Consider the following 26,638-nt stretch of genomic DNA (forward strand, 5'->3'; position numbering starts at 1 on the left):
CGTGCGCCGTTCGGCCCTCTTAGTCGCAGCCGATCTAGCTTGAGGATGCGCTTGAGATGCGCGAACAGCATCTCAATCTTCTTGCGGAGCCGGCGTGAAGTGCGGCCTTCCCATGAGCTTGCGATCTCGCGTGCCATGTCGCGAGCGCCCTCGTAGATCGAGCGCGGCACTTTTCGAGCCGGGGTGTTGGGGCAACACCTGCTTCTTAGAGAGCATGCTTGACAATCGCGCTTGCTCGCACGGTAGAGGACCGTCGTGTCGTTGTTCACCAGCGTCCCTGTAGTGGTGAGGGGTTTGCCAGCGGGACAGCGATAGACGTCCCTGGTATGGTCGTAGGTGAAGGCCTCACGCGAGAAGGTCCCGTCGGTGCGGGCCGACTTGTCGAAAACGGTCACGTGCGGCTCGATCCCGTGCTCGTAGACCAGCCACCCGAGCATCTCAGCGGAGCCATAGGCTCTGTCGCCGAGAAGCCGGCTTGGATAAAGATCGAACCTTTCGATTGAACGCTCAATCATGCGCTTGGCGGCCAATACTTCTGCCTGGCGGATCGCCGTGGTCGCTTCGACATCGACGATGATCGCATTCTCGACGTCGACCAGATAGTTCGTCGAGTAGGCGAAGAAGGCTTGGCCGCCGTGCGCTCCCGTCCAGCGCGCCGCCGGGTCGGAGGGCGATATAAACTTGGGCGTGACCTCCGTCGCGGCACCGAACGCGGCATCATCAAGAACGGCAAGATACTCGTCGATCGCTCGACCCGCAGCCTCCGGCGGAAGCCTCTTATCGCCTTCGATTCCCTTCTGCCGATTGGCATCCGCCTTGATCAGGCTCGCGTCGACTGCGAACCCTTCGCCGCCGATCAGGCGCTCCCGGATGCAGCGGCGCAAGACGGTCTCGAACACGCGACGGAAGAGATCGCTCTCACGGAAGCGGCCGTGCCTGTTCTTCGAGAACGTCGAGTGATCGGGGACGCCTCCATCTAGACCCAGCCGGCAAAACCAGCGGTATGCCAGATTGAGATGGACTTCATCGCAGAGGCGCCGTTCCGATCGGATGCCGAAGCAATAGCCGATCAAGAGCATCCTGATCATCAGCTCCGGATCGATCGAGGGCCGCCCGATGTTGCTGTAGAACGGCGCCAGCTCCCGCCGTAAGTCCTCAAGGTCGACGAACCTATCGATCGACCGCACGAGGTGGTCGGCTGGGATGTGCCTTTCCAGCGAGAACTCATAGAACAACGCAGCCTGTTCGACTTGCCGATGCCCCATCATGACCTTCAGTCCTGCCCACTAGACAGACTGAATCACCGATATCTCTGCGTCGCAACTGCTGACTTTTTCAACAGAATCGGCCAGTTGCGGACATCGCAGATTCTGTCTGGTATGAAGGAGAGCGCCGAGTTAAAGGCCGTTAAGAGGTAGTCGTGACCCCGTACATTCGAGCTGAGATTACGCGTTGGGTGAGCGACGATTTTCCGGGATTTGTGGAATGCCGATTCACCGACAGGTTCGGCACCGAATGGGTGATGGTCGACAAAGCGCCAATTTTTACAAATCTATCGCTACGGTCCGATAGCCAATTTCCGCAGCCGGCCCTCATTGCGTGTGAGGTTTTAGCGAAGCGCCAAGATGACGCTGGGCGCGAAATTATTGAAATCACCATCAAGACCCCGTGGGGCTTAGAGACCACGGATGGAACGACAAGCTTCCAACTATACGCTGACCAGCTATAGTTTGATGCTACTAGCACTTAGTTGGGCTTGTCTGCTCAGGGTCTTGGTCGTGTAAAAACGGCCTTGCGGACGTCCGTCCTGACCACGAGGACGCGGGCGTTTCTCAGGCTGTGATTGCCGCGATCAACGGCTTGACCCCGACGATGTTCATGACCCGTGTGAGGTTGTAGGCCAGAACCGATAGGGCCATCTCGGCGGCTACTTTTGGGAGCGATTTAGTGAGGAAGTGCGTCGCTCCCATACGGGCCTTCATCGTGCCGAACGGATGTTCGACCGTCTCGCGCCGCTGGCGCATCGCTTCCGGGTTTGCGTCAAGGCGCTGCTGCACTGCCTCAAGCAGATGCTCGTGCTCCCACCGTGTAATCCGCCGCTCCGGCCCCGGCGTGCACTGGGATTTGAGCGAACAGGTTTGACAGGCTGTGGTCCAGTAGCGCCGCAACACCTTGCCGTCTTCTTCGTTTGTATAGCGATACGGTAATCGCTCTCCAGCTGGGCAGCGATAGGCATCCTGTTCTGGCAAATAGACAAAGTCCTGCTTACCGAAGCGTCCCTCCGACTTAGCATTTGACGTCTGCGGCTTGGGCAGCGTCACCGTGATTCCGGCCTCGTGGCACGCGAGGATCTCTGGGCTATTGAAGTAGCCGCGATCGGCTACAGCGTCGAGCGTCTCGCTCTTGAGAACGGCCTTTGCCTGTTTGGCCATGTTAGCAAGTTGGGCGCGATCTGAACCGCTGTTCGTGACCTCGTGCGTCACAATCAGATGGTGCTCGGTGTCCACGGCGACCTGTACATTGTAGCCGACAACGCCGGAGCCGCGGCCGCTCGTTGCCATCGAGCGGCTGTCGGGATCGGTCAGAGAGATTTGCTGATCGGACGACGCAAGCATCTGCTTCTCATACGCGGCAAGCTTGCCCATTTCCTCCTTCAGCTTCGTGAGCTTCTCGGCAAGTCTCGTCACCTTCGCAGCCAGCGCCTCTGTCGGCTCCTGGCGGTCGGCCGTGTCAAGTTGGCTCAGATAACGCGCGACGCTCTCCTCCAGCTGAGCTCGCCGCCGTTGGACCTTTGCCCGTGTGAAGTTCTTGTCTCGGTTGTTCACGGCTTTGAACTTGCTGCCATCGATGGCGACGCTCGCCGTCGCCAGAAGGCCCATCCCACGGCAGAGTTCGACAAAGCGCGCACAGACCATGCGAAGCGCCAGGCCGTTGTCTTTACGGAAGTCGGCGATGGTCTTGTGATCAGGCGCGAGCCGACCCAGCAGCCACATCACCTCGAGATTGCGGCCGGCCTCCCGTTCGAGCCGCCGGCTCGACTGCACCCGGTTCAGATAGCCGTAGATGTAAAGCTTCAGGAGAACCGAGGGGTGGTACGACGGCCGACCGGTGGCTGCCGGCTCCACCCCTTCAAAACCCATCTCAGACAAATCGAGCGCTTCGACAAATGCGTCGATCACGCGAACGGGGTTGCTCTCGTCAATGAAATCATCGAGGCATTCAGGCAACAGCGTCCATTGCCCACGATCCGCCTCTTCAACGAAGCGCCTCATCGATTCCCCCAAAAGAATCACTGGAGAATCATAACAGCCGCGCAGCGTTTTCACACAGCCAGGGTCACGAGCTGCCTTCCCGAACGAGCTAGCGTCACGGCCGGTGTACCTCGGATAGTTGCCGACTTGATGCAGCGCCGCAAGTCGGCAGGCTCAAGGCCATTCACGGCCCGGTCGCGCGGCCCTGTCACGTCCGCAATTCGCCCTTCTCGGACCTTCCGGCCGCCGCCAAAGACGTCGGCGTGCTGGGCTTGAGCGGATATGCTTCTCGAGACTCGTGCGGGCCCGGAGCCAGGCGCGCACGACCGACAAGTAGACCTCTGATGCGATGCGCCCAAAATCTGATTTTGCTCACCGCCTCAAGCACATCACCCTTGTCCAGTCCTCCCCACGGAAAATATTCTACTTTCGTTTTTCAGAAAAACATGATTGACTATGCGCATCCCGTCCCGCCATGAGGGGCGCTTCGCGATCGTCACGAGACGTGGGTGCGGGATGCGGTGGGTGCATTGGATCGCAGCGCGAGCAATCGTGCGGACGAACGAGCCCGATGCGCCGGCGAAATCGTAGGGTCCTGGCCTCCCGGTGCTGAGGCCAAGCGGACGGTGACGATGATCCGTTCGTGACGGGGGCAAGACAGCCGGTCCCCGGGGAGAGGACGTATAAGCCGCCCAACCATCGCGCGGGGAATGCCGGGATGTCTCGGCTGAACCTGTGGTACCTGCCGCCTGCATTTTTTTCGCAGGCGGGCCATGGGGGCGGCCAGCTCCCGGCATTCCCTGCGCCCTCTTCGTCGATGAGGGCGAAACGACCCGCACAACTCGGACGCACGGAGCGCCGCGAGGCCGAATGACTGCGTTCCAAGAAGCACTCATCGCAGATGTCGGCGCCCGCAGCGTCGAGGCGGCGGAGAGACGATGGACGTCCCGCATGACAGCGCGCACAAACGCTGGGACTGTCGATCATTGGCCCGGTGGATTTCGGCGCCGAGTTGCCTCAGGCGTTCAGCCTGTCGATGTGGACCTTGCCGGCCTTCATCACCAGCGGAATGTGATCGCCCTGGCCGAGCAGGCACGAGACGTCGCGCAGCGGATTGCCCTCGACCACGAGCAGGTCGGCGAAGGCGCCTGGCAATATCCGACCGAGCTTGCCCTGCATGCCCAGCACCTCGGCGCCGATCACGGTCGCGCTGGCGATGACCTCGCGGGGACCAAGGATCTCGGCGCGGATCCGGAATTCATCGCTCTGCAGGCGCTGGGACGGTCCCAGGAGATCGCTGCCGAAGCCCATCTTGACGCCGGCGTCGCGGTAGATGCCGAGCGAACGCAGGCCGGCATCGCGGACGTCGGCGATCTTGGCGACGCTCTCCGGCGGCAGGCCATACTGCGCGCCCTCATTGGCGAGTGCCTCATAGGTGACGAGCGTCGGGACGACATAGACGCCCTTCTCGGCCATCAGGCGCGCGGTCGGAAGGTCGACCAGGTTGCCATGCTCGATGGTGCGCACGCCGCAATGGACGGCGCGGGCGATCGCCTCTGCCGTGTAGGCATGCGCCAGGACGTAGGTCTGCCGCGCGCGGGCCTCGGCGACGATGGCGCGGATCTCGTCCTCCGAGTAGCCGAACGCGCCGACGGGATCGGTCGGCGAGGCCACGCCGCCGGACGCCATGATCTTGATCTGGTCGGCGCCCATCTGGAGCTCCTCGCGCACCGCCTTGCGCACGGCATCGACGCCGTCGGCCACGCGGGCCAGCGCGCCGACGCGCACGCAGCACGGACAAGGGGCGTTGTCGGAAAGGAAATCCGTCCGCGCCCGCATGTCGCCATGGCCGCCGGTCTGGCTGAGCGCACGGCCGGAGACGAACAGCCGCGGGCCCTCGGTGAGGCCGGTGTCGACGGCCTGCTTCAGCGGATAGCCGGCGCCGCCGGCGTCACGCACCGTCGTAAAGCCCCGCCGCAGCATGCCCTTGAGCAGCAGCGCCGAGCGCAGGGTCACCAGCACATTCGGCATCTGCACTTGCTGGGCAAGATTGAGCTCGACCGCGATCGCATGGACGTGCAGGTCGATCAGCCCCGGCCTCAGCGTCTTGCCTTGGAGATCGATGGTCTGGTCGACGCTGGTCTGCAACGGCTTGTCAGACACCTCCTTGATCAGATGGTCCTCGACCAGCACGTGATGGCCTTCGCGCAGCTCCGGCTGCAGCGGGTCGAGCAGAGCGGCATTCTTGAACAGGATGGTCGACATCAAGGTGTCCTCGATCTGTACGAAGCGTGCGTCAGCGGGCGGAGCGGGCCGACGATGACGGTGTTCTCCCCTATCCTGTCCAGCGGCCTCGAGCCAGCCCGGGACGGAATACCTGTCTTCTCAGCCGATCGACATCAGGCTGGCATTGCCGCCGGCGGCTGCGGTGTTGGTGGAGAGACTGACTTCGGTGACCAGCCGGTCGAGATCGTAGCAGCCGTCGCTGGCGCGCGGCGTGACGAGCGGGACGATCGGTCCGGGGCGCGTGGCGAGGTCGCGGCCGAGCGCGATCAATTCATCCGCCTCGCCGTCGGAAAGCACGGCCTGCAGATCGCGGAGAGCCCGCCAGCTGTCGACGATCCGCAGGCGGCCGCGCAGCCGGCTGGCGAGCGGTCCCAACACGGCACAAGCAGGGCTGGCGCGTTCGACGAACGCGTCGTTTCCGGTCATCAGAATGACGCCTATCTGGACCAGCAACGCCTGCTCGCTTCTCGCCAGTGCAGCGACGACGCCGCGCGCGGTGATGCGATAGATGTTCTGTTCGCCGACGGGTCCTGGCAACTCGATCTCGAGCCCGGCCCGCACCTGGGGCCCATGCGCCTCGCACGCCAGCGCCGCCTCGGCGTGTCCGCTGGCGCGCAACCCGTCGAGATAAGAGCGCAAGACCGCGTCAGACTGCGACGCCATGAGCCGCTGGCGCGGCGGCATCGCGAACAGCCGGCGCAGATACAGCGGACCGCCGGCCTTCGGCCCGGTCCCCGACAGGCCGGAGCCGCCGAATGGCTGCACGCCGACGACCGCGCCGATCACGTTGCGGTTGACGTAGATGTTGCCGGCGGCGCTGCGGCCCGACGCCCGCGCAATTGTCTCCGTGATCCGCGAGTGGATGCCGAAGGTCAGGCCATAGCCGGTGAGGTTGATCGCGTCGATGAGGTCAGCGAGCTGCTCGCGACGGTAGCGCAGGACGTGGAGGACGGGGCCGAACACCTCGCGCTCGACATCGAAGATGCTGGCGATCTCGATGATGGTCGGCGCAACGAAAGTCCCGTGCGCCGCCTGCGGCGGCAGCGGCAGCTCGTCCACCGCATGACCGCGGGCGCGCATCGACGCGACATGAGCGGAGATGGTGTCGCGTGCCTCGTCGGAAATCACCGGCCCGACGTCGACGGACAGCAGGCTCGGATCGCCGAGCTCGAGCTCGGCCATCGCGCCGCGCAGCATCGACAGGATGCGATCGGCGACATCGTCCTGCAGGCAGAGGATGCGCAGCGCCGAGCAGCGCTGGCCGGCGGAGTCGAAGGCGGAGGTGATGACATCGGCGACGACCTGCTCGGCGAGCGCGGAGGAATCCACGACCAGCGCGTTCTGGCCGCCGGTCTCCGCGATCAGCGGCACGGGCTGTCCATGGACGGTGAGGCGCTCGGCAAGCTGTTTCTGGATCAGCCGCGCGACGTCGGTCGATCCCGTGAACATCACGGCCTGGACGCGGGCGTCAGCAACCAGCGCCGCGCCGACGCGGCCGTCGCCCGGCAGCAATTGCAGGACATCCGCTGGAACGCCGGCCTCATGGATGATGCGAACCGCTTGGGCGGCGATCAGCGGCGTCTCCTCGGCAGGTTTCGCCAGCACCGGATTGCCGGCCGCGAGCGCCGCCGCGACCTGGCCGGTGAAGATCGCGAGCGGAAAATTCCACGGGCTGATGCACACCACGGGGCCGAGCGGGTCGGGACTATCGCCCTCGGAGAGACGTTCGATCTCGCCCGCATAATAGCGCAGGAAATCGACGGCTTCGCGCACCTCGCCGACGGCGTTCGCAAAGGTCTTGCCGGCCTCGCGGACGATCAAGCCGATGAGGACGAGGCGACGCGCCTCCATCGTCTCGGCCGCGGCGCGCAGGCATGCGGCGCGCGCGCGGGGGCTGGTCGCGGCCCAGGCCGGCGCGGCGTTCGCCGCACGCGACAGGGCCGCCTCGATCTCGGCAGGCGCGGCATCCCTGACCGCGCCGACGACGTCACGGCGGTCGGCGGGATTGCGAATGCGGCGCGCGCCTTCGCTGGTGGTCGCTCCCGGCGCCGCAGCCGTCCAATCGAGGCTCGCGCTCGTGACCAGGCCTTCGCCGAGACGCGCCAGCGCGCGCTGATCGGAGAGATCGAAGCCGGCCGAGTTCGCGCGGTCCGGGCCGAACAGCTCGGGCGGGCGCCTGATCTTGTCGTGCGGCGCGCCCGGGCGTTCCGACGCGCGAACGATGGCGACCGGGTCCGCGATCAGATCGTCGACGGAGACGGCGGGATCGGCGATGCGGTTGACGAAGGAGGTGTTGGCGCCGTTTTCCAACAGCCGCCGCACCAGATAGGCCAGCAGCGTCTCATGCGAACCGACCGGCGCGTAGATGCGGCACGGGCGGCCGAGCCGTGCGGGTCCGACAACTTCCTCGTAGAGCGGCTCGCCCATGCCGTGCAGGCACTGGAATTCATACTGGCCGCGCTCGTAGCTGGAGCCCGCCATCTCCACGATCGATGCCAGCGTCCCCGCATTATGCGTCGCGAACTGCGGGAACACGGCGTCGGGCGCGCCCAGCAGTTTGCGGGCGCAGGCGAGGTACGACACGTCGGTATGGCTCTTGCGCGTGAAGACCGGGAAGTCCTCCAAGCCATCGACCTGCGCGCGCTTGATCTCGCTGTCCCAATAGGCGCCCTTGACGAGGCGCACCATCAGCCGGCGCTGCGAGCGCCGCGCGAGGTCGATGAGCCAATCGACGACGAAGGCGCAGCGCTTCTGATAGGCCTGGATGACGAAGCCGATGCCGTTCCAGCCGGCGAGGTCCGGATCGCGGCAGAGCGCCTCGAGCAGATCGAGCGACAAATCGAGACGGTCGGCTTCCTCGGCGTCGATGTTGAGGCCGATGTCGTATCGCCGCGCGAGCAGAACCAGCTGCTTCAGTCGCGGCAGCAGCTCGCCCATGACGCGGCCGCGCTTGATGCTGACATAGCGCGGATGCAGCGCCGAGAGCTTGATCGAGATGCCCGGCCCTTCGTAGATGCCGGCACCGGCCGCATGCCGCCCGATCGCATGGATCGCCGCCTCGTAGGCGGCGAAGTAGCGCGCGGCGTCTTCCGCCGTCGTCGCCGCCTCCCCGAGCATGTCATAGGAGTAGCGGAAGCCCTGCGCTTCCCATGGACGGCCGTTCGACAGCGCCGCGTCGATGGTCTGACCGGCCACGAACTGCTCGCCCATCAGGCGCATGGCGAGCGTCACGCCCCTGCGGATGATCGGCTCGCCGCCGCGGGCGATGAGGCGCGTCAGCGCCGACACCAGGCTGTCCTCGCTGGCCGCGGCCGTCAGCGTGCCGGTGACGATGAGGCCCCAGGTCGCGGCGTTCACCAGCAGCGACGGGCTGTGCCCGATATGGGCGCGCCAATCGCCGGTCGCGATCTTGTCGCGGATCAGCGCATCGCGCGTCGCGGTGTCCGGAATCCGCAGCAGCGCCTCGGCCAGGCACATCAGGGCCACGCCCTCCTGGCTCGACAGCGAATATTCGTGGATCAGTCCCTCGACGCCGCCGGATTGCGCCTTGCCGCGCAGACGCAGGACGAGATCCCGCGCCAGACCGGCCGCTCGTGCCGACGATGCCTCCGGGAGCGCGGCGAGATCGAGCAGCGGCGCGATGCACTCCGGCTCGGCGCGGCGATAGGCCGAGGTGATCGCGGCGCGCAGCCCGCTCTGGCGCTGGACCTGGGTCGCGAACGCGGCGAACGGTCGTGGCGGCGACTGCGACATGACCCGTCTCCTCTGAAGCGATCCCCGTCACTCGCCATGGCTGCGCGGCGTTGGCGCACGTCGCGAGCGACGGATAGCGCTACCGCCCGATCAACTGATCGGCGTAGTAGCCGATGGTCTTGCGGTAGATCACCGCCCTGTTCCACTCGCGCATCGCCTCGAAATTGGCCGAGCCCTCGTCATAGGGCGCGCCCATCTTGAAGCCGTTGCTGTGCAGCAGGTTGGCGGTCGAGGCCAGCACGTCGGCGGTGGAGTGGCGCAGGTCGACGCGGCCGTCGCCGTCGAAGTCGACGCCGTATTTGATGTAGGACGACGGCAGGAACTGGGTCTGGCCGATCTCGCCGGCGAAGGCGCCGACGAGGTCGCGCAAGGTGAGATCGCCGCGCTGCACGATCTTCAGCGCCGCCAGCAGCTCGCCCTGGAACAGCTCGGTGCGGCGGCAGTCATGCGCCAAGGTCGCAAGCGTGCGGATCACCGGCAGCTTGCCCATGTCGCCCTTGCCGAAATCGGTCTCGAGTCCCCAGATCGCGACCAGGATCTGGCGCGGCACGCCATATTGCTGCTCGATGCGCGACAGCAGCGCGGCGTGCCGCTGCAGCATCGCGCGCCCGCCATTGATGCGGCCGGCGCCGACGCGGGTCGAGACGTACTGCTCGAAGCTCTTGTTGAAGGTGTAGCGCTGGCGGCGGTCGAAGGCGAGCACGGCCGGATCGAGCGTCACGCCCGACAGCGCCTGGCTGATCGTGCCGCCCGAGACGCCGGCGCTCTGCGCCTCCGCCGAGACGCCCGCGATGAAGGTATTGAAGTCGCCGCCGCAGCGCGCGGCCAAAGCGGGAGAGGCAAAGGAGAGGATCGCGACGGCAACAAGGAATCGGACAACGGACATGAGGAGAAAGGTCCCTGCATGAGAGCATGATGACGGCAGTCCGGCGGCGGACGCCGTCACAATGCCTGATTTGGCGGTACCAGGCCAGCCGGGGGGCGATAGCCACCGAACCGCATCCTATCGTCATCTTTTTTTGAACGGTCGGCGCTCTCGTCGCCACTCATGCAGGGCGTGCCTCGTCCGACGTCGCGTCGTTTCGCGCGCCGATCCAAGCGCGCGTTCTGAAAACCACGAGCGTTGGCGCCACTTTTCGGGAGAGGTCCCCATGACGATGATGTTCCGGCTCGGCACACTGGCACAGCTCACCTTGGTCGCGGCCCTGGTGTGTCGCGGCCTGGCGCCCGCGGCCGCTCAGCCGGGCGATGTGGCGGGCGCAAAGGATTACCCCGGGATCGGCCGCTTCGCCGGCAGCGTGATCACCGGCTATGTCACCAAGGATTTCGATGCGATGCGGCTGCAGGCGGCGCCGTTCAAGGCGGACAAGGCGACCGACGAGCGACGCCTGGAGGGGCGCGTCGTCAGAATCGCCTATCGCACCGCGCCGGGTCCCTCGATCCTCGAAGTGTCGCGCAATTTCGAAAACCAGCTCGCCAAGGCCGGCTTCGAGAAGCTCCTCGCCTGCGACACCGATGCCTGCGGCGGCATTCCCTTCACCGAGGCGATCGACCTGCTGCCGGTTCCACAGATGTGGGCCGATGGCTTCGACTACCGCTATTTTGCCGGCCGCAAGGAGGCCGGCGGCCGCGAGACCTTTGCCAGCGTGCTGGTCAGCCAGAACAACCAGCAGATCTACGCCCAGCTCACCATCGCCGAGCTCGGCGCGATGGAGAACAAGATGGTCAGCGCCGCCGAGATGGCGAAGGGCCTCGGCGACAAGGGCCACATCGCGCTCTACGGCATCTATTTCGACACCGACAAGGCGACGATGAAGCCGGAGAGCCGGCCGACACTGGAGCAGATCGCGCAGTTGCTCGCCGGCCAGCCGCAGCTCAGCGTCTTCATCGTCGGCCATACCGACAACCAGGGCAGCGACGACTACAATCTCGATCTGTCGCGGCGGCGCGCCGAGGCGGTCGCCGCGGAGCTGGCGCGGAGCTACCGCATTGCGCCGGCGCGGCTGCGCACCGCGGGCGTCGGCCTGCTCGCGCCGGTCGGCAGCAATGCCACCGATGCAGGTCGCGCCCTCAACCGCCGCGTCGAACTGGTGGCGCCCTGAGACGGTGCGCGCCGGCGCGGCCGCTTGATCCTCGTCAATACCGCGCCATCGTCGCTTTCTAAGCTGCGCGGCAAAAGGAGATGACGCCATGATCGGGATTACGCTGTCCACCGACCAGATCCGCTCGGCGCCGCCGGAGGTGCGACGCTGGATCGAGCATCAGGTGCTGTCGGGTCTGGGGCTCGGCCCGGAGACGCCGCCTGCGCCCGCGCTCCCGGTCCAGGGCGCGCATCTCGTTGCCTGCACGGCCGAGGATGCCGCCAAGGTGCTGGCGCAGATCCAGAGCGCGCTGCCGGCCGTCAATGTGTTCTTCGAGTTCGGTCGGCCGGGCATCGCGATGGGCCAGCCGCCGATCATGATGTTCCGCCTGATCGACATCCTGCATCACACGCGGCTGCAGAACATCGGCCAGGTGATGGCCTCGCTGGAGATGATCAACAAGGCGCTGGTCGAGGTGAGGCACGATCCCTCGGTGCGCTTCTGCGGCTTCGACAATGAAGGCCACTGCCTGATCGCGCCGGAGACGCAACGCGCGATCGCCAGCGTCTGGCAGAGCGTGATCGCCAGGCAGCACGGCGTCGCCGAGGGCGAGGCGGCGTGAGGCCGCGGCTCCGGTTTCAATGAGGCGTCATCCGGAGCGCGCGGGGGCCCGGAATGACGGAGCGAGATGTGCCGCGGGCGCCTTGTGCGCGCGAGGTCCGCGGACGAGAGAGGGCCGCCGGGACACTCCCGCCTCCTGTCCCAAATCGACGCGCCCGGCGCGGCGCAGCCATGCCCGCCCCGAGCGGCTCCGGCCTTGAGCCGGTCGCGGACGGTGCTACGATATCGTTGTCGTTCACGATCCCTCGGGAGATCGCCGATGCAACCCAGCCAGCAGCCGCGCAGACTGCTCCAGATGCCTCTGTTCCGCCTGCTCGCGATCAACCTCGCGCTCGGCCTCGGCATGGCCGTGGTGCTGGTCGGCGGATTGCTGCTGCTCGATCCCTGGGGCCTGCGTCACCTGATCTTCGCCGACCACTCGCCCGTCGTCGCCATCGGCCTCTTGCTTGGCTCGTTCTTCGTCACCTTCGGCTCGACCGCGATGGGCACCGCGATCATGGCGCTCGGCCGCGGTGATGATGACGACGGCCCGCACGGCGGCACGCGGGTGCACGCCCAGGTCAAGGTGCGGCGGCATTAGAGTCGAGCTGTTACCACGCGCTCGGTGCGCTCCCCTCCCCCTTGCGGGGAGGGGTCGGGGGTGGGGGTCTCCGGGCGCTGAACTCAGTGAGGCGCGCTCGACAATACGAGTCCGGAGGCGCTCAACTCGATTGGCGTCATCCGTGAAGATGCTCGGCGAGATCAGTGCGTCTCAGCTCAAGCGGGACTCGTGGACCCCCACCCCCGACCCCTCCCCGCAAGGGGGAGGGGAGTCGACCGCGCCAGCGGCCGAAGCCTTGGCTCAAGCGGCAGCTCTCGCTCACCAATGCCCCTTCCGCTTGTTCCAGGCGAACAGCACATCGGCAAACCGGTCATAGCCGAACCGCGTCAGCGGCCGCACCAGGCGGTTGCCGAACAGCGTCGCCAGCCAGCCCTCGCCCGGCGTCAGCGCCCACAGCAGGAGCGCCACGTCGGCGCCGGTGATCAGCTCGCCGTCCTCGTCGGTCGCGTGCAGGCGGCGGCGGACCGCGTCGACATCGGCGCCGAATGCGGCCAGCGCGTCGGGCTGCTCGTTGATGTCCTTGAACGCGACCCGCCCCGACTTGACCAGCGCCAGGAGCTTGTTGCGCTGCCAGTCGATGCCGGCGTCACAGACCGGGCAGCGTGTGTTGTACCAGATGGTGAGTTGGGGCATCGACATGGGCTGCATTCGCGGCGGGGTGAGACGTCCACGATGAACGCACTTTCATCCGGCAAAATCGAGGTGTTTCGGGACCCCGCCGACCGGTCCGTGATCGCTCTGGCCACCCTGCCGATTCGGCGAAAACCATATGACAAAAAAGTCAAATTCGGGCAGCGGATAAGCATTTTCTGGCATTGACCGGACCGGTCCCGCCGCCGTAAAGCGCCATCCATGGCGAAAAAACCCGGCTCCAATCCCAAAGGCGAATTCGCCTTCTTCAACGTGACCTACGAGGACGGCTCGCAGCGCTCCAACCGGCGCGTCCCGGCCGAGCTGCTCGGCGGCCTCGACGGCGACGAGCCCGCGCGCGGCTTCATCATGGAGCAGGACCGCGAGATCGCCGAAAAGTCCGGCCGCCCGCCGCTTCAGATCAAGTCGCTCGAGCGGGTTGGGGCGAAGAAGAAGTAGGCCGGCCGAGCCGCCCTAGGATGGGCAAAGCGACCGCCGCCAGGCAGCCGCGTGTCCACGATCAACTGCGTACCACGAACGACGTCATCATGGGTTACGCGTCATGGCCGGGCTTGTCCCGGCCATCCACGTCGTTGACGTCGCAATGACGTGGATGCGCGGGCCTTCGCCGCGACGAAGCGGCTTCGGCCGCGCAGGCGGGACAAGCCCGCGCATGACGCGGAGATATCTCGACTCACATCAGACCGTCACGCCGCCTCTCGCTCCGGCTCGACGGCGGCCGACCTCACCGCTCTGCCCTGCTCCATCGCCCTCGGCCGATTGATCAGGCTGACCAGCGTGTAGCTGATGATCAGCAGCAGAAACCACGAGCCGAGCTTGGCCGGCGACACCATGGTCCAGCCATGCGCCTGCTGCGGATAGAGCCAGATCCGGGTGAAGGTGCCGACGTTCTCCGACAGCCAGATGAACAGCGACACCAAGACGAGCCCGAGCAGCAGCGGCATCGACCGGTGCACGCGCCAGACCTTGAAGTGGACCGTGGCCGGGGCGAACAGCAGCGCGGCCCAGCCGAACAGCACGAGCCTGACATCGAGCCCATAGTGGTCGGTGAAGAAGTTGAGGTAGATGGCCGCGCTCAAGCCGATCAGCCCGCGCCGTGACGGATGGCCGGTGAAGCGGAAATCGAACAGCCGCCACACCCGGCACAGATAGCTGCCGATGCAGGAATACATGAAGCCCGAGAACAGCGGCACGCCGCCGAGCCGGATGAGGCTCGGCTCGGGATAGATCCAGGAGCCGGTCGCGGTCTTGAACAGCTCCATCGCCGTGCCGACGAGGTGATAGATCAGGATGATCTTCGCCTCCTCGAACGTCTCCAGACGGGCGGCGAGCAATGCGGCCTGGACGGCGAGCATGCAGAGGAAGAGGAAATCGTAGCGCGCGAGCGGCGCGTTCGCCGGATAGAACCGCCACGTCAGCAGCATCAGCACCACCGCGATGCCGCCAAACAAGCAGGCCCAGCCCTGCTTCACGCCGAAGCGGAGGAATTCGTAGAGGCCCCCAGTCCAGGGCTTCTGCGCCGCTGCCTGCGCCAGCCGCCCCTCGCCGGCGATGAAGGGCCGCAACGGCGCCCAGACCGCGGCGGCGCTGTCGTGCGCTGCGGCCGATGAAAACTCGTGGTCATGCATGGGAATAGGCGTCCGGTGAGACGCCAATTCCTAGCAGTCGACCGCCCAAAGCCGTCTGCGCAAAGTTCGGCCTCTTGCGGCAAGGACACGGACATTTGCGGACAAGACCTCCTGTCGGCCCAACCGTGACACCTCGACGCCGCCCTTCGTCATTGCGAGCGAAGCGAAGCAATCCAGAGACGTGCGCGCAGCCCTGGATTGCACTACGCGGGCGCCGCGTCCAGCGACCGTTGGATGCATGCTTACTCCGCTTGAGATTGCAGAAAGAGCATCAGCTCCTCGTTGCCACTTTCGACGCTCTCGTCACCGCGGAAACGGCAAAATTCAAGATGATCGTCTTCGAAGACGTCGATCTCGACCCTTTCTCCGACCAGTGTCACGGACAGCCGGATCGTATCGGGGCGAGTTCGTTCGATGAAGAAGTGAAGCCCGAGTTTCTCAAGCAGGCGCATTGTCGCGAAGAGAGTCGAGGACATGGGAAGCTCTTCTTTCGTCCGATGGAGGCCATGAGCAGAACAAACAAAAAGACGGGCCTTTCGGCCCGCCGTTGATGTCTCGATGGATTGCCGGGTCAAGCCGGGCAATGACGACAAAGATCGAACGTCAATCAGTTGTCCAAGAAGCTCCGCAGCTTCCGCGACCGGCTCGGATGCTTCAGCTTGCGCAGCGCCTTCGCCTCGATCTGGCGGATACGCTCTCTGGTCACCGAGAACTGCTGGCCGACTTCTTCCAGCGTGTGGTCGGTGTTCATGCCGATGCCGAAGCGCATGCGCAGCACACGCTCTTCGCGCGGGGTGAGCGAGGCGAGCACGCGGGTCGTCGTCTCGCGCAGGTTGGACTGGATGGCGGCGTCGATCGGCAGGATCGCGTTCTTGTCCTCGATGAAATCGCCGAGATGAGAGTCCTCCTCGTCACCCACGGGGGTTTCGAGCGAGAGCGGCTCCTTCGCGATCTTGAGGACCTTGCGCACCTTCTCCAGCGGCATGCCGAGCTTCTCGGCGAGCTCCTCGGGGGTCGGCTCGCGGCCGATCTCGTTCAGCATCTGGCGCGAGGTGCGGACGATCTTGTTGATCGTCTCGATCATGTGCACGGGGATGCGGATGGTGCGGGCCTGATCGGCGATCGAGCGGGTGATCGCCTGCCGGATCCACCAGGTGGCGTAGGTCGAGAACTTGTAGCCGCGGCGGTACTCGAACTTGTCGACCGCCTTCATCAGGCCGATATTGCCTTCCTGGATCAGGTCGAGGAACTGCAGGCCGCGGTTGGTGTACTTCTTGGCGATCGAGATCACGAGACGGAGGTTGGCTTCCACCATCTCCTTCTTGGCCTGACGGGCCTCGCGCTCGCCCTTCTGCACCGAGTGCACGATCTTGCGGAACTCGCCGATCTCGAGACCGGTGAGCGCGGCCATGGCCTGCACCTCCTGGCGCAGGTCCTTGATGCGGTCCTTCTCGTAATGGACGAAGTTCTTCCAGCCCTTGGCGGAGAGCTTGGAGACGCGGTTGAGCCAGCGCGGGTCGAGCTCCGAACCCTGGTAGTTGCGCAGGAAGTCCTCGCGCGCGACGCCGTGGGAGTCGGCCAGGCGCATCAGCCGGCTCTCGAACGAGACCAGCTTCTTGTTGATGTCGTAGAGCTGCTCGACCAGGGAGTCGATGCGGGCCTGGTTGAGGCGCAGCGACTTCACCTCGACGATGATCTCGTCCTTGAGCTTCTTGTACTTGCGCTCCTGCGAGGGCGACAGCGACTCGCTCTGCAGCTGGTTGGCGATGTCCTGCTCCTGCAGGCGTCGCAGCTTCTTGTACTCGGACGCGATCTTGTCGAAGGTCTCGACCACCTTCGGCTTCAGCTCGGCCTCGATGGCGGCGAGCGACATCTGGTTCTCGAACTCGTCGTCGTCCATGTCGGCTTCGGCCGCCGCCTCGCCGGGATCCTTCTCCTCGGCGGGCGCGCCGTTCGGCGCGGCGCGGAACGGCGTCGGCTGCTGCGGGGCGGCCGGCGGCGCGACCGCGGCCTGGACCTCGCCGCCCTCGGCCGCAGCGCCCTCGCCATTCGCCGGCGCGGCGATCTGCGGATTCATGCCGCCCTTGGCCTCAGGGCCGGCATAGGTGGCTTCGAGATCGATAATGTCGCGAAGGAAGATCTTGCCTTCGTTGAGCTCGTCGCGCCAGATGATGATGGCCTGAAACGTCAGCGGGCTTTCGCAGAGGCCCGCGATCATCGCCTCGCGGCCGGCCTCGATGCGCTTGGCGATGGCGATTTCACCCTCGCGCGACAGCAGCTCGACGGTGCCCATCTCGCGCAGATACATGCGCACGGGATCGTCGGTGCGCTCGCCGGGCTCCGACTTCTTGACCTCGGTGACGGCCTTCTGGGTGATCTCGACAAGCTCGTTGTCGGTCTCGTCCTCGCCGTCGTCCTTCTCGTCGGACTCGTCGGCCTCCTCGGCCTCGGTCACGTTGATGCCCATGTCGGAGAGCATCGACATGATGTCTTCGATCTGTTCCGGCGAGGTAGTGTCGGAAGGCAGGACCTCGTTGAGCTGATCAAAGGTCACGAAGCCGCGCTTCTTGGCCTGCTTGATCATCTTCTTGACGGCGGCGTCCGACAGGTCGAGCAACGGCGACGGCGCATCGGCGGCGTCCTTCTCGGGAGCGTCCGCGGCCTTGTCGTCCTTTTCCTTGTCCTTCACCTGCAGCGTCTTTGCCTTCGTGGCCATTCATTGCTCCCGAAACGCGCCCGCTCCGCCCGTGGCATCGTAGCCCTTGGCATCGCGGCGCCCGCCTGCTCTACTCAAACTGTTCTCGACGCGGAAAGGGCGGCGCACATTTAACGTCGCCACCCCCTGAAGCCCGTCGCTCGTTTCGTCCTACGCTGGTGTCGTCCCGTTTTCGGACCGGCGCGCGTTTCTTGCAAAAGCGATACCGGTTTTGCAATCGAATCCGGCGCCCGACATGCAGGCGCGGTGTCCGACAGCGAAACCAACCCATCTGCCGCAGAAAATGCCCCGGACCTCTTAAACTTCGATTAACCCTGTTTTTGCAGCCAAACCATGGATTTGGCGAGTCTTTTCGCGCGGACCTGATACCGCGCGGGCGGACCGGGCCGAAATGTGCTCAACTGGCGACAGGGCGCCGGGCGTCCCGTCTACACGTTGCGGTTGGTGCGTCCGGACAGTTCCCCGAAGCCTTCGATCAGCGCTTCGGTGCCGTCCATCTCGGCCATCCTGGCCTTCACGTCCCTCAACCAGCCCATGTTCGGCTCGCTCGGCTCCTCGCCCAGCGCCAGCTCGGCATCCTTCAATTCCCTAAGTAAGGAGTGCCATTGCCGATGCAAGGCAACCAGCTGATGCCAGGTCGCAAGAACGTCATCGCGCGCCGCGCCCGACTTGGTCGCCCACACTGCCGCCGTCGTGATCGCGCGCTCAACCCGTTGAAGAAGCTCGGAAAAGCCTGCCTTCTCCAGATCGACCCGCATCTTCTCGGCCTGCTCGTCCGGATCCGGCGAATGGTGGTGGTCGTGGGCGAAGGCGGCGATGATGGCGGCGCGGAGCTTGTGCGCCTCGGGATGGGCCAGCTCCAGCGCGGCGACCTCCTCCAGGTGGTCGTGCAGGAGCCAGGGGTGGTTGATCAGGCACTGCAGGATCAGGGCCTCCCGGCGCGAGATCGCCGAGCGCTGGCCGCGCATGATCGGGCTCATGGCGAGCTGGGGGCTCGCCGCCTGGTAGGGGCCGCGGGCCATGGCCTGGCCTGTGGATGGCGGTCCGCCGCGGCGGCCGCCTCCTGTGGATAACCGACCAGGCTGTCCGGAACCGGGACTGCGGGGAGCAAAACGCCGTCCTGATTCGGCACCGAAGCCGCGGCCAAACCCTCGGCCGCCGTCCGGGGCGAACGCCCGGTACAGCCGGTCGCCGAGATCCTGCTTGTAGTAGCGCCGTACCACCTCGTCGGTGATGCCGCCGGTGAGCTGGCCGATCCGCGCCTCCAGCGCGGCACGGCGCTCCGGGGTGTTGAAGCTGCCGCCCTCGATCTCGCGCGACCAGATCACCTCGGCGAGGGGTTTTGCGATTTTGAGCACCTCCTCGACCGCGCCGCGACCGCCGGAGCGGACGAGATCGTCGGGATCCTGTCCCTCGGGCAAGAGCGCGAAGCGCAGGCTCTTGCCAGGCTTGAGATGCGGCAAAGCAAGGTCTGCGGCACGATAGGCCGCCTTCTGGCCGGCGCGGTCGCCATCGAAGCAGAGGATCGGCTCGTCGACCATCTTCCAAATCAGCGAAAGCTGGCTCTCGGTCAGCGCGGTGCCGAGCGGCGCCACGGCGCCGGCAAAGCCGGCCGCGACCAGCGCAATGACGTCGACATAGCCCTCGACCACGATCATCGGCGCGCCGTTATGGGCGGCCTGACGGGCGCTGGCGAGATTGTAGAGGTTGTCGCCCTTGTGGAAGAGCGGCGTCTCCGGCGAGTTCAGGTATTTCGCCGGCACGTCCTTCTGCAGCGCGCGACCGCCGAAGGCGATGACGCGTCCGCGGAGATCGGTGATCGGGAACATCACGCGGTCGCGGAAGCGGTCATACGGCACGGGAATGTCGTCGCCGCCGACCAGCAATCCCGCCTCGACCATGTCGGCCACCGGCACGCCCTGGGCGCCGAGATATTCCTTCAAGCCGAACCGATCCGGCGGCGCGTAGCCAAGCCGGAATTGGAGCTGCGTCTGCGGCAGGATCGCGCGATCGGCAAGATAGCCGCGGGCGCGCGCGCCATGACGGGACGCCAGCGTGTCAGAAAAGAACTTCGCCGCCAGCTCCATCACGTCGTACAGCGTCTTGCGCTGCCGCTCCTGGCGCGCCGCGTCGGGCGTGACCGCGGGCAGCGCCAGGCCGGCGATTCCCGCGAGCCTCTCCACAGCCTCGGGGAAGCTGCAGCCCTCTGTCTCCATCACGAAGTCGAAGATGTTGCCGTGCTTGCCGGACGAGAAGTCGTGATAAAAACCCTTCTGGTCGTTGACGTAGAAGGACGGCGTCTTCTCCTGCTGGAACGGCGACAGCCCCTTCCACTCCCGCCCGGCCTTCTTGAGCTTCACGCGCTTGCCGACGACGTCCGAGACCGGAAGCCGGGCGCGCAGCTCATCGAGAAATTCCGGCGTGAAGCGGGCCATGAGCGGGGCGGTGGTCCTGTGGTGGTCAGCCTAGGCATATAGGGAGCGATTCACAAAATGTGAACTTCCGGACCCTTGTCCGGGCTATTCACAGGCACGGCCCTCTCCTCTCGTCATTCCGGGGCGCCCGCAGGGCGAGCCCGGAATCCATAACCACGACCAGTCGTGAGGCGGGACGGCCGCGCCACTGTCCTCGCACCGTTTGTGGTTATGGATTCCGGGCCCATCGCTGCGCGATGTCCCGGAATGACGGCGCGGAGAGACTTAGGGCGCCAAAAACCGTCCCGAGGCGATGCGGGCGACCTCGTCCACGGGCCAGTTGTACACGTAGGTCCAGGCCTCGCGGGCCGCGCCGTCGGCCAGCGTGACCGTGAGGCACCGGCGCAGATATTCGGTCGGCTGCGCAAAACCCTCGCCGCAGGCCTCGTACATGTCGAACTCGCGCAGCATCGGCTCGGGCTGGCGCAGCCGGAACAGCTCGCCATGGACCAGATCGGCCGCGTCATCGGACAGCACCAGGCCGGGATAATGCTGGATGCGGTACAACCGGCCGCGGCAGCTTGCCTCGGCGACGAAATCGGCATTGGCCGACAACAGCCGCGCCATCGGATGGTCGAAGCCGCGCATCAGCGTGCCGTAGACGAACAGCAGATCGGTGGTCATGGCCCGTCTATAGCGGCGATCGCGGCTGATGCGAAGCGGCCGGCCGCGCCCTTCTCCGCTCAGGCGGTCGCGATCTCATCGCTGACGACGTGGAATTTGGTCAGGGTCATCAGGCCGAACGAGGTCGACAGCGCGACGTCGGCGGCGTCCCGTCCGGTCGCCATCAGGATGCGACCGATGCGCGGCACGTTGTGGCGGGCATCGAACGTGTACCACCGGCCCGAGAGATAGACCTCGAACCAGCCCGAGAAATCCATCGGGACCGGGTCCGGCGGCACGCCGATGTCGCCGAGATAACCGGTGCAATAGCGTGCCGGAATGCCCATGCAGCGGCAGAAGGTCAGCGCGAGGTGAGCGAAGTCGCGGCAGACGCCGGCGCGCTGCTGATAGACGTCGTGCGCCGACTTCATGGCGTGGGCGTGCTCATAGCCGAACGTGACGTGGCCGTGCACGAAGTCGCAGATCGCCCGCACGCGCGCCCATCCCGCCGGCGCGCTGCCGAACAACGACCACGCGACCTCGGCCAGCTTGTCGGTCTCGCAATAGCGGCTCGGCATCAGATACAGCAGAAGCTCATCGGGCAGCTGCTCGATCGACAGTTGCTGGGCGCCGGGATCGATCGCGTCCGGCCGCCCGCTGTCGCGGACGATGGCGCTGCCGTGGAAGGTGACCCCGCCGGCCGGCGCCACCAGCCGTCCACAGAGATTGCCGAAGCTGTCGTTGTAGAATTTGATCGGCACCTTGGGCTCGGTCGTAATCGTCTCGGTGCCGACGATGTCGGGAAAGCGCGACGGATGGATCGACAGCATGATCACCATCGGCGTTGCCGCCGGAGCCGCATAGGCGATCTCAAATCCAACCTTGATCAGCATGAAGGCTCCTTCGCCCCGTTCGGGCGGCACGATGCGCCAGCCTCATCCAGCCCGGACCGTAGGCCCATTGCGAACTTCTGTCTTGTGAATGATCGCCAGAATCAGCATCGTTTGGGCGACCATCATGATGTCCGCCGGCCCAATCCTCATCTGTCTGCCCAATCCGAGATCGGTCTGCCGCTTCATGAAGCAACGAGAGGCAGCATGACCGTGTCCGGCACGAGCAACACTCATCGACTCCTTCAGCCAGACGAAGTTCCACCCGTGCTCGAGCGCAACGCCGATGGGGCGTCGGCCTTGTTCTTCACGTGCGATCACTATGGCCGCCTGCTGCCGCGCGCACTCGGCGATCTCGGCCTGCCCGAAGGCGAACTGGAGCGGCACATCGCCTGGGACATCGGCATCGCCGGCGTGGCGGAGGCCGTATCGCGCGCGCTCGATGCGCATCTGATCGCGCAGCGCTATTCGCGGCTGGTGATCGACTGCAACCGCTCGCCGAAGGCGCCGAACGCGATTCCGATGATCAGCGAGCGCACCACGATCCCCGGCAATGAGGGCCTGACGCATGAGGACGCCGAGCTCCGGCGCCGCGCGATCTTCGATCCCTATCACGACCGCATCACCGAAGTGCTCGATGCGCGCAAGGCCGCGGGGCGGCCGACCATCCTCGTCTCGCTGCACAGCTTCACGCCGATCTATGCGGGCATCGCGCGGCCCTGGCACATTGGCACGCTGTATCAGCACGACCGTGTGCTGCCGCCGCTGCTGTTGAGGGCGCTGCGGGCCGAGCCCGATCTCGTGGTGGGCGACAATCAGCCCTATGCGGTCGGCGACGGCACCGACTACACCATCCCCGTGCATGGCGAGGCGCGCGGGCTGATCAATTCCGGCATCGAGATTCGTCAGAACGAAATCGCCGAGCCCGAGGGCCAGCAGCGCTGGGCCGAGCGGCTGATCCGCATTCTCGGCGAGATCGAGGTCGAGCTGCGCAGCAAGGGTCTCGCTTAGCCCGCTACTCCGTCATGTCGGAGGCGTCGTGATGGGCGAGCAGGCCCGCGAGCCGCCACAGCGCCGTGCGCAGATCGTCATGGCTCGGCAGGCCGAGCGCGAGCCGCACCGCATTCGGTGAATGGCCATGCGCCACCGCAAACGCGCTCGCCGGCGTGATCGCGATGCCGGCGCGCGCGGCCGCGGCGGTCAAGGCTTCGGCGCGCCAGCCCTCCGGCAGATGCAGCCAGACATGGTAGGAGCGCGGATCGGCCTCGATGTGATGGCCGGCGAGGCACTCGGCGACGATCGCCTGCCGCACCAGCGCATCGGCCCGCTTGCGCCTGGTGATCTCGGCCGCCGTGCCGTCGGCGAGCAGCCCCATGCCGGCGGCCAGCGCCAGCGACGTCACCGACCAGGCCCCGGTGCGCACCGTGGCGGCGAATTTTTCGCGCATGCTTCCCGGCACGTAGAGAAAACCGACCGCAATCCCCGGCGCGAGCCGCTTGGCAAGGCTGTCGACCACGACGACACGCTCCTCGGCCTGCGTCGCCAGCGAGACCTGATCGCTGAGGAAGCCGTAGACGAGGTCCTCGATGATCATCAGTTCGTGCTTGCGCACCAGACGCACGATCTCCTCGCGCCTCGCCTCGCTCATCGTCAGGCCGAGCGGATTCTGCATCACCGGCTGGATGTAGATCGCGTTGAGCGCGCTCGCGCGGTGCGCCTTGGTCAGGGCATCCGGGCGGACGCCCTCGCCGTCCATCGCGAGCGGCACCAGGGTCACGCCCAGCCGCGCCGCGATGCCCTTGATCATCGGATAGGTGACGGCCTCGACGCCGAGCCGGCCACCGACCGGCACCAGCGCCGAGATCGCCGCAGCCAGCGACTGCCGACCACTGCCGGCGAAGACGAAGTTCTCCGCGCGCGGGCGCCAGCGCTCGCTGGCGAAGAAGGCCGCGGCGGTGCGCCCGGCCTCGGCCAGCCGCCGCTGCGTGATCGGCGCCAGCACCGGCGCCAGCTTCTCCGGCCGCTGCCATGCGGCAAGCGACTTCGCGATCAGGGCCGCCTGATCCGGCAGGGTCGGGAAATTGAACTCGAGATCGATGCGGCCATCGAACGGCTCCAGCCGCAGCGAGGGTGGTACCGGTACCGCCTCTCCCGCGACGAAGGTGCCGCGCCCGACCTCGCCCACGACCAGACCCCTGCGCAATAATTCGGCATAGACGCGCGCTGCCGTGGATGCGGCAATTCCCCGTTCATAAGCGAACTGACGCTGCGGCGGCAGCCGGTCGCCGGCCTTCAGCCTGCCGTTGGCGATGTCCTCGGCAATGTCGTCCACCAGGGCCGTATACGAAGCATTCATGCTATATTGCACCGAGAGCAATGTTTCGATTGCACCGAGATATGTACTGCGCGATTGCTCTTCGAACAACGCAATTGAAGAGCGATAGGTGACTCATGGCATATTCCCTGGCGCAGCGTTGGGCAACTCCGCAAGTTGCCCACGGAAAGAGCAATTTGCTCCAGGTCCCGCAACTCTGGCTGCGGCGCCTGTTCTGGCGGTCCGAACTGGCGATGCTCGATCGCGAGCAGATGCGCGACTGCGGCCTTGATCCCGTGGTCGTGCAGGAAGAGGCCAACAAGCCGTTCTGGCGCGACTGACGCCGACATCGAGGAGGGCACCGCAATGCTCGCGCTTCCGTTCCATCAAGTCGACGTGTTCTCCAAGGTCGCCTTCAAAGGCAACCCGCTCGCCGTGATCGCCGAGGCCGACGGCCTCGACGATGCCGCGATGCAGGCGATCGCCAACTGGACCAATCTGTCCGAGACGACCTTCCTGTCACGCGCTCAGAATCCGGGCGCTGATTATCGCGTGCGCATCTTCACCCCGCAGCGCGAACTGCCTTTTGCGGGCCATCCGACGCTCGGCTCATGCCACGTATGGCTCGCGCTCGGCGGCCGGCCGAAGGGCGAGCATGTGGTGCAGGAATGCGGCGCGGGCCTCGTGCGCATCAAGCGTGACGGAGACCGCCTCGCCTTCGCCGCCCCGCCCCTCCGCCGCTCCGGCACCGTCGATGCCGAGCTGACGAGCAAGATCGCGGCAGCGCTCGGCATCCCAACGAGCACGATGCGCGCCGTGCAGTGGATCGACAACGGCCCGGGCTGGATCGGCGTACTGATCGACTCGCGCCGCGCGCTGCTCGACATCCGCTACAATCCGGCGGCGCTGCCGCAACAGCCGATCGGCGTTGTTGCGCCATGGGATCGGGCGCAAGATGGCACAGATGCCGACTACGAGGTCCGCGGCTTCATGTGGGGCGGCGGCGAGGACCCGGTGACGGGCAGCCTCAATGCAAGTCTGGCGCAATGGCTGATCGGAGCCGGAATTGCTCCGAAGCAATATGTCGCCTCCCAGGGCACCGTGCTCGGCCGCGCCGGCCGCGTCCATGTCGCGCAGGACGGCGACACGATCTGGATCGGCGGCGACGTCGCGCCGGTGGTGAAGGGGACGATCAGCCTGTAGCGCGCGTCAGCAGACGGCGATGCGGCCGCGGGGCCGAACGCGTGCTCACCGTGCCCGGGTCAGCGCCAGCCACACGCCGCCGCCGATCATGAAGCCGCCGGAGATGCGCGACACCAGCCGCGTCCGCCTGGCCGAGAACAGCTTTCGCGCACGGCCCGCGAGCAGCGCATAGATCGCGTCGGTGAGACCCGCGATCACCATGAAGGTGACGCCGAGCAAACCGACCTGCGGCACGTGGTCCCGGCTCATGTCCATGAACTGCGGCAGGAACGCGCCGAAGAACACCATCACCTTCGGGTTTGAGAGCAGCACCAGCAGCCCCTGCAGGAAAAAGCCGCCGCGCGGCGGCGGTGGCGGCGCCTCGCCCGCGGAGATCCCCTCGATCGGCGAGCGGATGAGCTGAATGCCGAGCCACACCAGATAGGCCGCACCGATCAGCCGCACCCATTCGAACCAATAGCCCATCGTGGCCATCAGCGACGTCAGGCCGACGGCGACGATGCCGATCGCGATCGCCAGCCCGGTCTGCACGCCGGCGATATTGATGAGCGCGGCGCGGGTCCCGTGGCGCAGACCGTTGGCGATCAGCAGCGTCACGACGGGACCCGGCAGCAGCGCCAGCCCGATACAGGCGGCGACGAAGGCGAGATAGACTTGCAGGGACATGAGGCGCCTCGATGCGAATGAGGCGCTCACTAATGCACGACATGTCTGCAGAGGAAAGCCCGCTTGTCCTCGCGCGATCCACAACGCAGCGTTCTTGACACGCAACCATTTGGTTGCCTATTCTTTCTCACATGGATGATGTCTTCAAGGCGCTTGCGGACGGCTCACGACGCGCCCTGCTCGACAGGCTCCACGCGCGGAACGGGCAAACCCTGACCGAACTCTGCGACGGCCTCGCGATGACGCGACAGGCCGTGACCAAGCACCTTGCCATTCTGGAAGCGGCCAATCTGGTCGCGACGATCCGGCATGGCCGCGAGAAGCTGCACTATCTCAATCCGGTGCCGATCCATCACATCGGGGAGCGCTGGATCAGGAAATTCGAGCGCGGCAAGCTCGCCGCGCTCAGCGAGTTGAAGCGGCAATTGGAGGAGCGCGATGAGTAAGCCCGAATTCGTCTACGTCACGTATATCGCGACGACGCCCGAGAAATTGTGGGAAGCGCTGACATCAAACGAATTCGCGAAGCGCTACTGGTTCGGCACCGAACTGCATTCCGACTGGCGCGTCGGCTCGCCGTTCACGCTGGTGACCGACGGGATGACGACGGATGTCGGCCAGATTCTGGAGTTCGATCCGCCACGCCGGCTCTCCTACACCTTCCAGCACGTCCTGAAAGACGAGTTTCGCAACGAGCAGCCGACCAAGGTCGTGTTCGCGATCGAACAGCACGGCAACTCCGTCAAGCTGACCCTGACGCATGAAGGCTTCGAAGGGGCAGGGAGATTGCTCGATGCGGTTTCCAACGGCTGGCCCGCGATCATGTCCGGCCTAAAAAGTCTGCTTGAGACCGGAATGGCGCTGGCGATCCCGATGTCAGCGCTCGGCAAGGGAGTCTGA

General features: G+C 65.8%; 24 protein-coding genes. 10 read left to right on the plus strand and 14 right to left on the minus strand.

Annotated elements, in window-relative coordinates; all coding sequences use genetic code 11:
* On the minus strand, positions 1-1,268 hold a 1,268-nt coding region (locus ACQR03_RS26145), incomplete at its 3' end, for a transposase (RefSeq protein ID WP_434925367.1).
* A 152-nt stretch (positions 1,269-1,420) separates the two neighbouring features.
* On the opposite strand from ACQR03_RS26145, the gene ACQR03_RS26150 reads away from it, so the two are divergent.
* Positions 1,421-1,729, plus strand: coding sequence for a hypothetical protein (locus ACQR03_RS26150; RefSeq protein WP_316172815.1), 309 nt, complete (start codon positions 1,421-1,423; stop codon positions 1,727-1,729).
* Positions 1,730-1,832: 103 nt separating this feature from the next.
* Here the strand turns inward: ACQR03_RS26150 and ACQR03_RS26155 are convergent, their stop codons facing one another.
* From ACQR03_RS26155 to ACQR03_RS26170, 4 genes are all read right to left on the minus strand, one after another.
* Positions 1,833-3,272: an IS1182 family transposase gene (locus tag ACQR03_RS26155; protein ID WP_315716201.1), complete on the minus strand. Its 1,440-nt coding sequence runs from the start codon at positions 3,270-3,272 to the stop codon at positions 1,833-1,835.
* A 996-nt stretch (positions 3,273-4,268) separates the two neighbouring features.
* Entirely contained in the window at positions 4,269-5,516 is a 1,248-nt protein-coding gene (locus ACQR03_RS26160) for an amidohydrolase family protein (RefSeq protein WP_434841635.1), read from the minus strand.
* A gap of 120 nt (positions 5,517-5,636) precedes the next feature.
* Positions 5,637-9,290, minus strand: coding sequence for a trifunctional transcriptional regulator/proline dehydrogenase/L-glutamate gamma-semialdehyde dehydrogenase (gene putA / locus ACQR03_RS26165; RefSeq protein WP_434841634.1), 3,654 nt, complete (start codon positions 9,288-9,290; stop codon positions 5,637-5,639).
* A 79-nt stretch (positions 9,291-9,369) separates the two neighbouring features.
* On the minus strand, positions 9,370-10,176 hold the full coding sequence (locus tag ACQR03_RS26170) for a lytic murein transglycosylase (protein WP_315716478.1): 807 nt from the start codon (positions 10,174-10,176) through the stop codon (positions 9,370-9,372).
* Positions 10,177-10,447: 271 nt separating this feature from the next.
* On the opposite strand from ACQR03_RS26170, the gene ACQR03_RS26175 reads away from it, so the two are divergent.
* From ACQR03_RS26175 to ACQR03_RS26185, 3 genes are all read left to right on the plus strand, one after another.
* Positions 10,448-11,392 carry an OmpA family protein gene (locus ACQR03_RS26175; RefSeq protein WP_434841687.1) on the plus strand — a complete coding sequence of 315 codons (945 nt, stop codon included), beginning with the start codon at positions 10,448-10,450 and terminating at the stop codon, positions 11,390-11,392.
* A gap of 88 nt (positions 11,393-11,480) precedes the next feature.
* Positions 11,481-11,993: a hypothetical protein gene (locus tag ACQR03_RS26180; protein WP_315810609.1), complete on the plus strand. Its 513-nt coding sequence runs from the start codon at positions 11,481-11,483 to the stop codon at positions 11,991-11,993.
* A 258-nt stretch (positions 11,994-12,251) separates the two neighbouring features.
* The gene (locus ACQR03_RS26185; protein ID WP_434841633.1) at positions 12,252-12,572 is read left to right on the plus strand and encodes a hypothetical protein; all 321 of its coding nucleotides are present in this window, start codon (positions 12,252-12,254) and stop codon (positions 12,570-12,572) included.
* 279 nt (positions 12,573-12,851) lie between these two features.
* On the opposite strand, the gene ACQR03_RS26190 is transcribed toward ACQR03_RS26185, so the two are convergent.
* The gene (locus tag ACQR03_RS26190) at positions 12,852-13,226 is read right to left on the minus strand and encodes a thiol-disulfide oxidoreductase DCC family protein (RefSeq protein ID WP_316171546.1); all 375 of its coding nucleotides are present in this window, start codon (positions 13,224-13,226) and stop codon (positions 12,852-12,854) included.
* Between the two features lie 219 nt (positions 13,227-13,445).
* Here ACQR03_RS26190 and ACQR03_RS26195 point away from each other — a divergent pair, with 219 nt between their 5' ends.
* Positions 13,446-13,682 carry a hypothetical protein gene (locus ACQR03_RS26195; protein ID WP_315716474.1) on the plus strand — a complete coding sequence of 79 codons (237 nt, stop codon included), beginning with the start codon at positions 13,446-13,448 and terminating at the stop codon, positions 13,680-13,682.
* A 248-nt stretch (positions 13,683-13,930) separates the two neighbouring features.
* Here ACQR03_RS26195 and ACQR03_RS26200 read toward each other — a convergent pair whose 3' ends face one another.
* The 6 genes from ACQR03_RS26200 to ACQR03_RS26225 form a co-directional block, all read right to left on the minus strand.
* Positions 13,931-14,872, minus strand: coding sequence for a DUF817 domain-containing protein (locus tag ACQR03_RS26200; protein WP_434841632.1), 942 nt, complete (start codon positions 14,870-14,872; stop codon positions 13,931-13,933).
* Between the two features lie 242 nt (positions 14,873-15,114).
* Positions 15,115-15,348 carry a hypothetical protein gene (locus tag ACQR03_RS26205; protein ID WP_434841631.1) on the minus strand — a complete coding sequence of 78 codons (234 nt, stop codon included), beginning with the start codon at positions 15,346-15,348 and terminating at the stop codon, positions 15,115-15,117.
* Positions 15,349-15,479: 131 nt separating this feature from the next.
* Positions 15,480-17,588 (minus strand): RNA polymerase sigma factor RpoD, encoded by a 2,109-nt coding sequence (gene rpoD, locus ACQR03_RS26210; protein ID WP_434841630.1) that lies wholly within the window; start codon positions 17,586-17,588, stop codon positions 15,480-15,482.
* A 428-nt stretch (positions 17,589-18,016) separates the two neighbouring features.
* Complete coding sequence (gene dnaG, locus ACQR03_RS26215; RefSeq protein ID WP_434841629.1) at positions 18,017-20,023, minus strand: DNA primase; 2,007 nt, start codon at positions 20,021-20,023, stop codon at positions 18,017-18,019.
* Positions 20,024-20,287: 264 nt separating this feature from the next.
* Positions 20,288-20,686 carry a gamma-glutamylcyclotransferase family protein gene (locus tag ACQR03_RS26220; RefSeq protein WP_434841628.1) on the minus strand — a complete coding sequence of 133 codons (399 nt, stop codon included), beginning with the start codon at positions 20,684-20,686 and terminating at the stop codon, positions 20,288-20,290.
* Positions 20,687-20,745: 59 nt separating this feature from the next.
* Positions 20,746-21,558 (minus strand): transglutaminase-like domain-containing protein, encoded by an 813-nt coding sequence (locus ACQR03_RS26225; RefSeq protein ID WP_434841627.1) that lies wholly within the window; start codon positions 21,556-21,558, stop codon positions 20,746-20,748.
* 204 nt (positions 21,559-21,762) lie between these two features.
* Between ACQR03_RS26225 and ACQR03_RS26230 the strand changes: the two genes are divergently transcribed.
* Entirely contained in the window at positions 21,763-22,566 is an 804-nt protein-coding gene (locus tag ACQR03_RS26230; RefSeq protein ID WP_434841626.1) for an N-formylglutamate amidohydrolase, read from the plus strand.
* A 4-nt stretch (positions 22,567-22,570) separates the two neighbouring features.
* On the opposite strand, the gene ACQR03_RS26235 is transcribed toward ACQR03_RS26230, so the two are convergent.
* Positions 22,571-23,980, minus strand: coding sequence for a PLP-dependent aminotransferase family protein (locus tag ACQR03_RS26235; protein WP_315754592.1), 1,410 nt, complete (start codon positions 23,978-23,980; stop codon positions 22,571-22,573).
* Positions 23,981-24,066: 86 nt separating this feature from the next.
* Here ACQR03_RS26235 and ACQR03_RS26240 point away from each other — a divergent pair, with 86 nt between their 5' ends.
* Entirely contained in the window at positions 24,067-24,210 is a 144-nt protein-coding gene (locus ACQR03_RS26240; protein WP_315717499.1) for a hypothetical protein, read from the plus strand.
* A gap of 25 nt (positions 24,211-24,235) precedes the next feature.
* Positions 24,236-25,072, plus strand: a complete 837-nt coding sequence (locus tag ACQR03_RS26245; protein WP_315754594.1) for a PhzF family phenazine biosynthesis protein — start codon at positions 24,236-24,238, stop codon at positions 25,070-25,072.
* Positions 25,073-25,117: 45 nt separating this feature from the next.
* Here ACQR03_RS26245 and ACQR03_RS26250 read toward each other — a convergent pair whose 3' ends face one another.
* The gene (locus ACQR03_RS26250; RefSeq protein ID WP_315754596.1) at positions 25,118-25,738 is read right to left on the minus strand and encodes a LysE family translocator; all 621 of its coding nucleotides are present in this window, start codon (positions 25,736-25,738) and stop codon (positions 25,118-25,120) included.
* 131 nt (positions 25,739-25,869) lie between these two features.
* Here ACQR03_RS26250 and ACQR03_RS26255 point away from each other — a divergent pair, with 131 nt between their 5' ends.
* Positions 25,870-26,184 carry an ArsR/SmtB family transcription factor gene (locus ACQR03_RS26255; RefSeq protein WP_315754598.1) on the plus strand — a complete coding sequence of 105 codons (315 nt, stop codon included), beginning with the start codon at positions 25,870-25,872 and terminating at the stop codon, positions 26,182-26,184.
* Positions 26,177-26,638 carry an SRPBCC family protein gene (locus ACQR03_RS26260; RefSeq protein WP_315754601.1) on the plus strand — a complete coding sequence of 154 codons (462 nt, stop codon included), beginning with the start codon at positions 26,177-26,179 and terminating at the stop codon, positions 26,636-26,638. Before ACQR03_RS26255 ends, ACQR03_RS26260 begins: the two co-directional genes overlap by 8 nt.

This window comes from Bradyrhizobium sp. HKCCYLS3070, assembly GCF_051167575.1.
In the GTDB taxonomy this organism is placed as follows: domain Bacteria; phylum Pseudomonadota; class Alphaproteobacteria; order Rhizobiales; family Xanthobacteraceae; genus Bradyrhizobium.

Excerpts from the sequence above, each read along its gene's own strand:
- ACQR03_RS26200 (WP_434841632.1), bottom strand. The coding sequence starts at position 14,872 with ATGCATGACCACGAGTTTTCATCGGCCGCAGCGCACGACAGCGCCGCC.
- ACQR03_RS26175 (WP_434841687.1), top strand. The coding sequence starts at position 10,448 with ATGATGTTCCGGCTCGGCACACTGGCACAGCTCACCTTGGTCGCGGCC.
- ACQR03_RS26255 (WP_315754598.1), top strand. The coding sequence starts at position 25,870 with ATGGATGATGTCTTCAAGGCGCTTGCGGACGGCTCACGACGCGCCCTG.
- ACQR03_RS26205 (WP_434841631.1), bottom strand. The coding sequence starts at position 15,348 with ATGTCCTCGACTCTCTTCGCGACAATGCGCCTGCTTGAGAAACTCGGG.
- ACQR03_RS26245 (WP_315754594.1), top strand. The coding sequence starts at position 24,236 with ATGCTCGCGCTTCCGTTCCATCAAGTCGACGTGTTCTCCAAGGTCGCC.
- putA (WP_434841634.1), bottom strand. The coding sequence starts at position 9,290 with ATGTCGCAGTCGCCGCCACGACCGTTCGCCGCGTTCGCGACCCAGGTC.
- ACQR03_RS26185 (WP_434841633.1), top strand. The coding sequence starts at position 12,252 with ATGCAACCCAGCCAGCAGCCGCGCAGACTGCTCCAGATGCCTCTGTTC.
- dnaG (WP_434841629.1), bottom strand. The coding sequence starts at position 20,023 with ATGGCCCGCTTCACGCCGGAATTTCTCGATGAGCTGCGCGCCCGGCTT.
- ACQR03_RS26180 (WP_315810609.1), top strand. The coding sequence starts at position 11,481 with ATGATCGGGATTACGCTGTCCACCGACCAGATCCGCTCGGCGCCGCCG.
- ACQR03_RS26250 (WP_315754596.1), bottom strand. The coding sequence starts at position 25,738 with ATGTCCCTGCAAGTCTATCTCGCCTTCGTCGCCGCCTGTATCGGGCTG.
- rpoD (WP_434841630.1), bottom strand. The coding sequence starts at position 17,588 with ATGGCCACGAAGGCAAAGACGCTGCAGGTGAAGGACAAGGAAAAGGAC.
- ACQR03_RS26190 (WP_316171546.1), bottom strand. The coding sequence starts at position 13,226 with ATGCCCCAACTCACCATCTGGTACAACACACGCTGCCCGGTCTGTGAC.
- ACQR03_RS26195 (WP_315716474.1), top strand. The coding sequence starts at position 13,446 with ATGGCGAAAAAACCCGGCTCCAATCCCAAAGGCGAATTCGCCTTCTTC.
- ACQR03_RS26225 (WP_434841627.1), bottom strand. The coding sequence starts at position 21,558 with ATGCTGATCAAGGTTGGATTTGAGATCGCCTATGCGGCTCCGGCGGCA.
- ACQR03_RS26230 (WP_434841626.1), top strand. The coding sequence starts at position 21,763 with ATGACCGTGTCCGGCACGAGCAACACTCATCGACTCCTTCAGCCAGAC.
- ACQR03_RS26260 (WP_315754601.1), top strand. The coding sequence starts at position 26,177 with ATGAGTAAGCCCGAATTCGTCTACGTCACGTATATCGCGACGACGCCC.
- ACQR03_RS26220 (WP_434841628.1), bottom strand. The coding sequence starts at position 20,686 with ATGACCACCGATCTGCTGTTCGTCTACGGCACGCTGATGCGCGGCTTC.
- ACQR03_RS26170 (WP_315716478.1), bottom strand. The coding sequence starts at position 10,176 with ATGTCCGTTGTCCGATTCCTTGTTGCCGTCGCGATCCTCTCCTTTGCC.
- ACQR03_RS26160 (WP_434841635.1), bottom strand. The coding sequence starts at position 5,516 with ATGTCGACCATCCTGTTCAAGAATGCCGCTCTGCTCGACCCGCTGCAG.
- ACQR03_RS26155 (WP_315716201.1), bottom strand. The coding sequence starts at position 3,272 with ATGAGGCGCTTCGTTGAAGAGGCGGATCGTGGGCAATGGACGCTGTTG.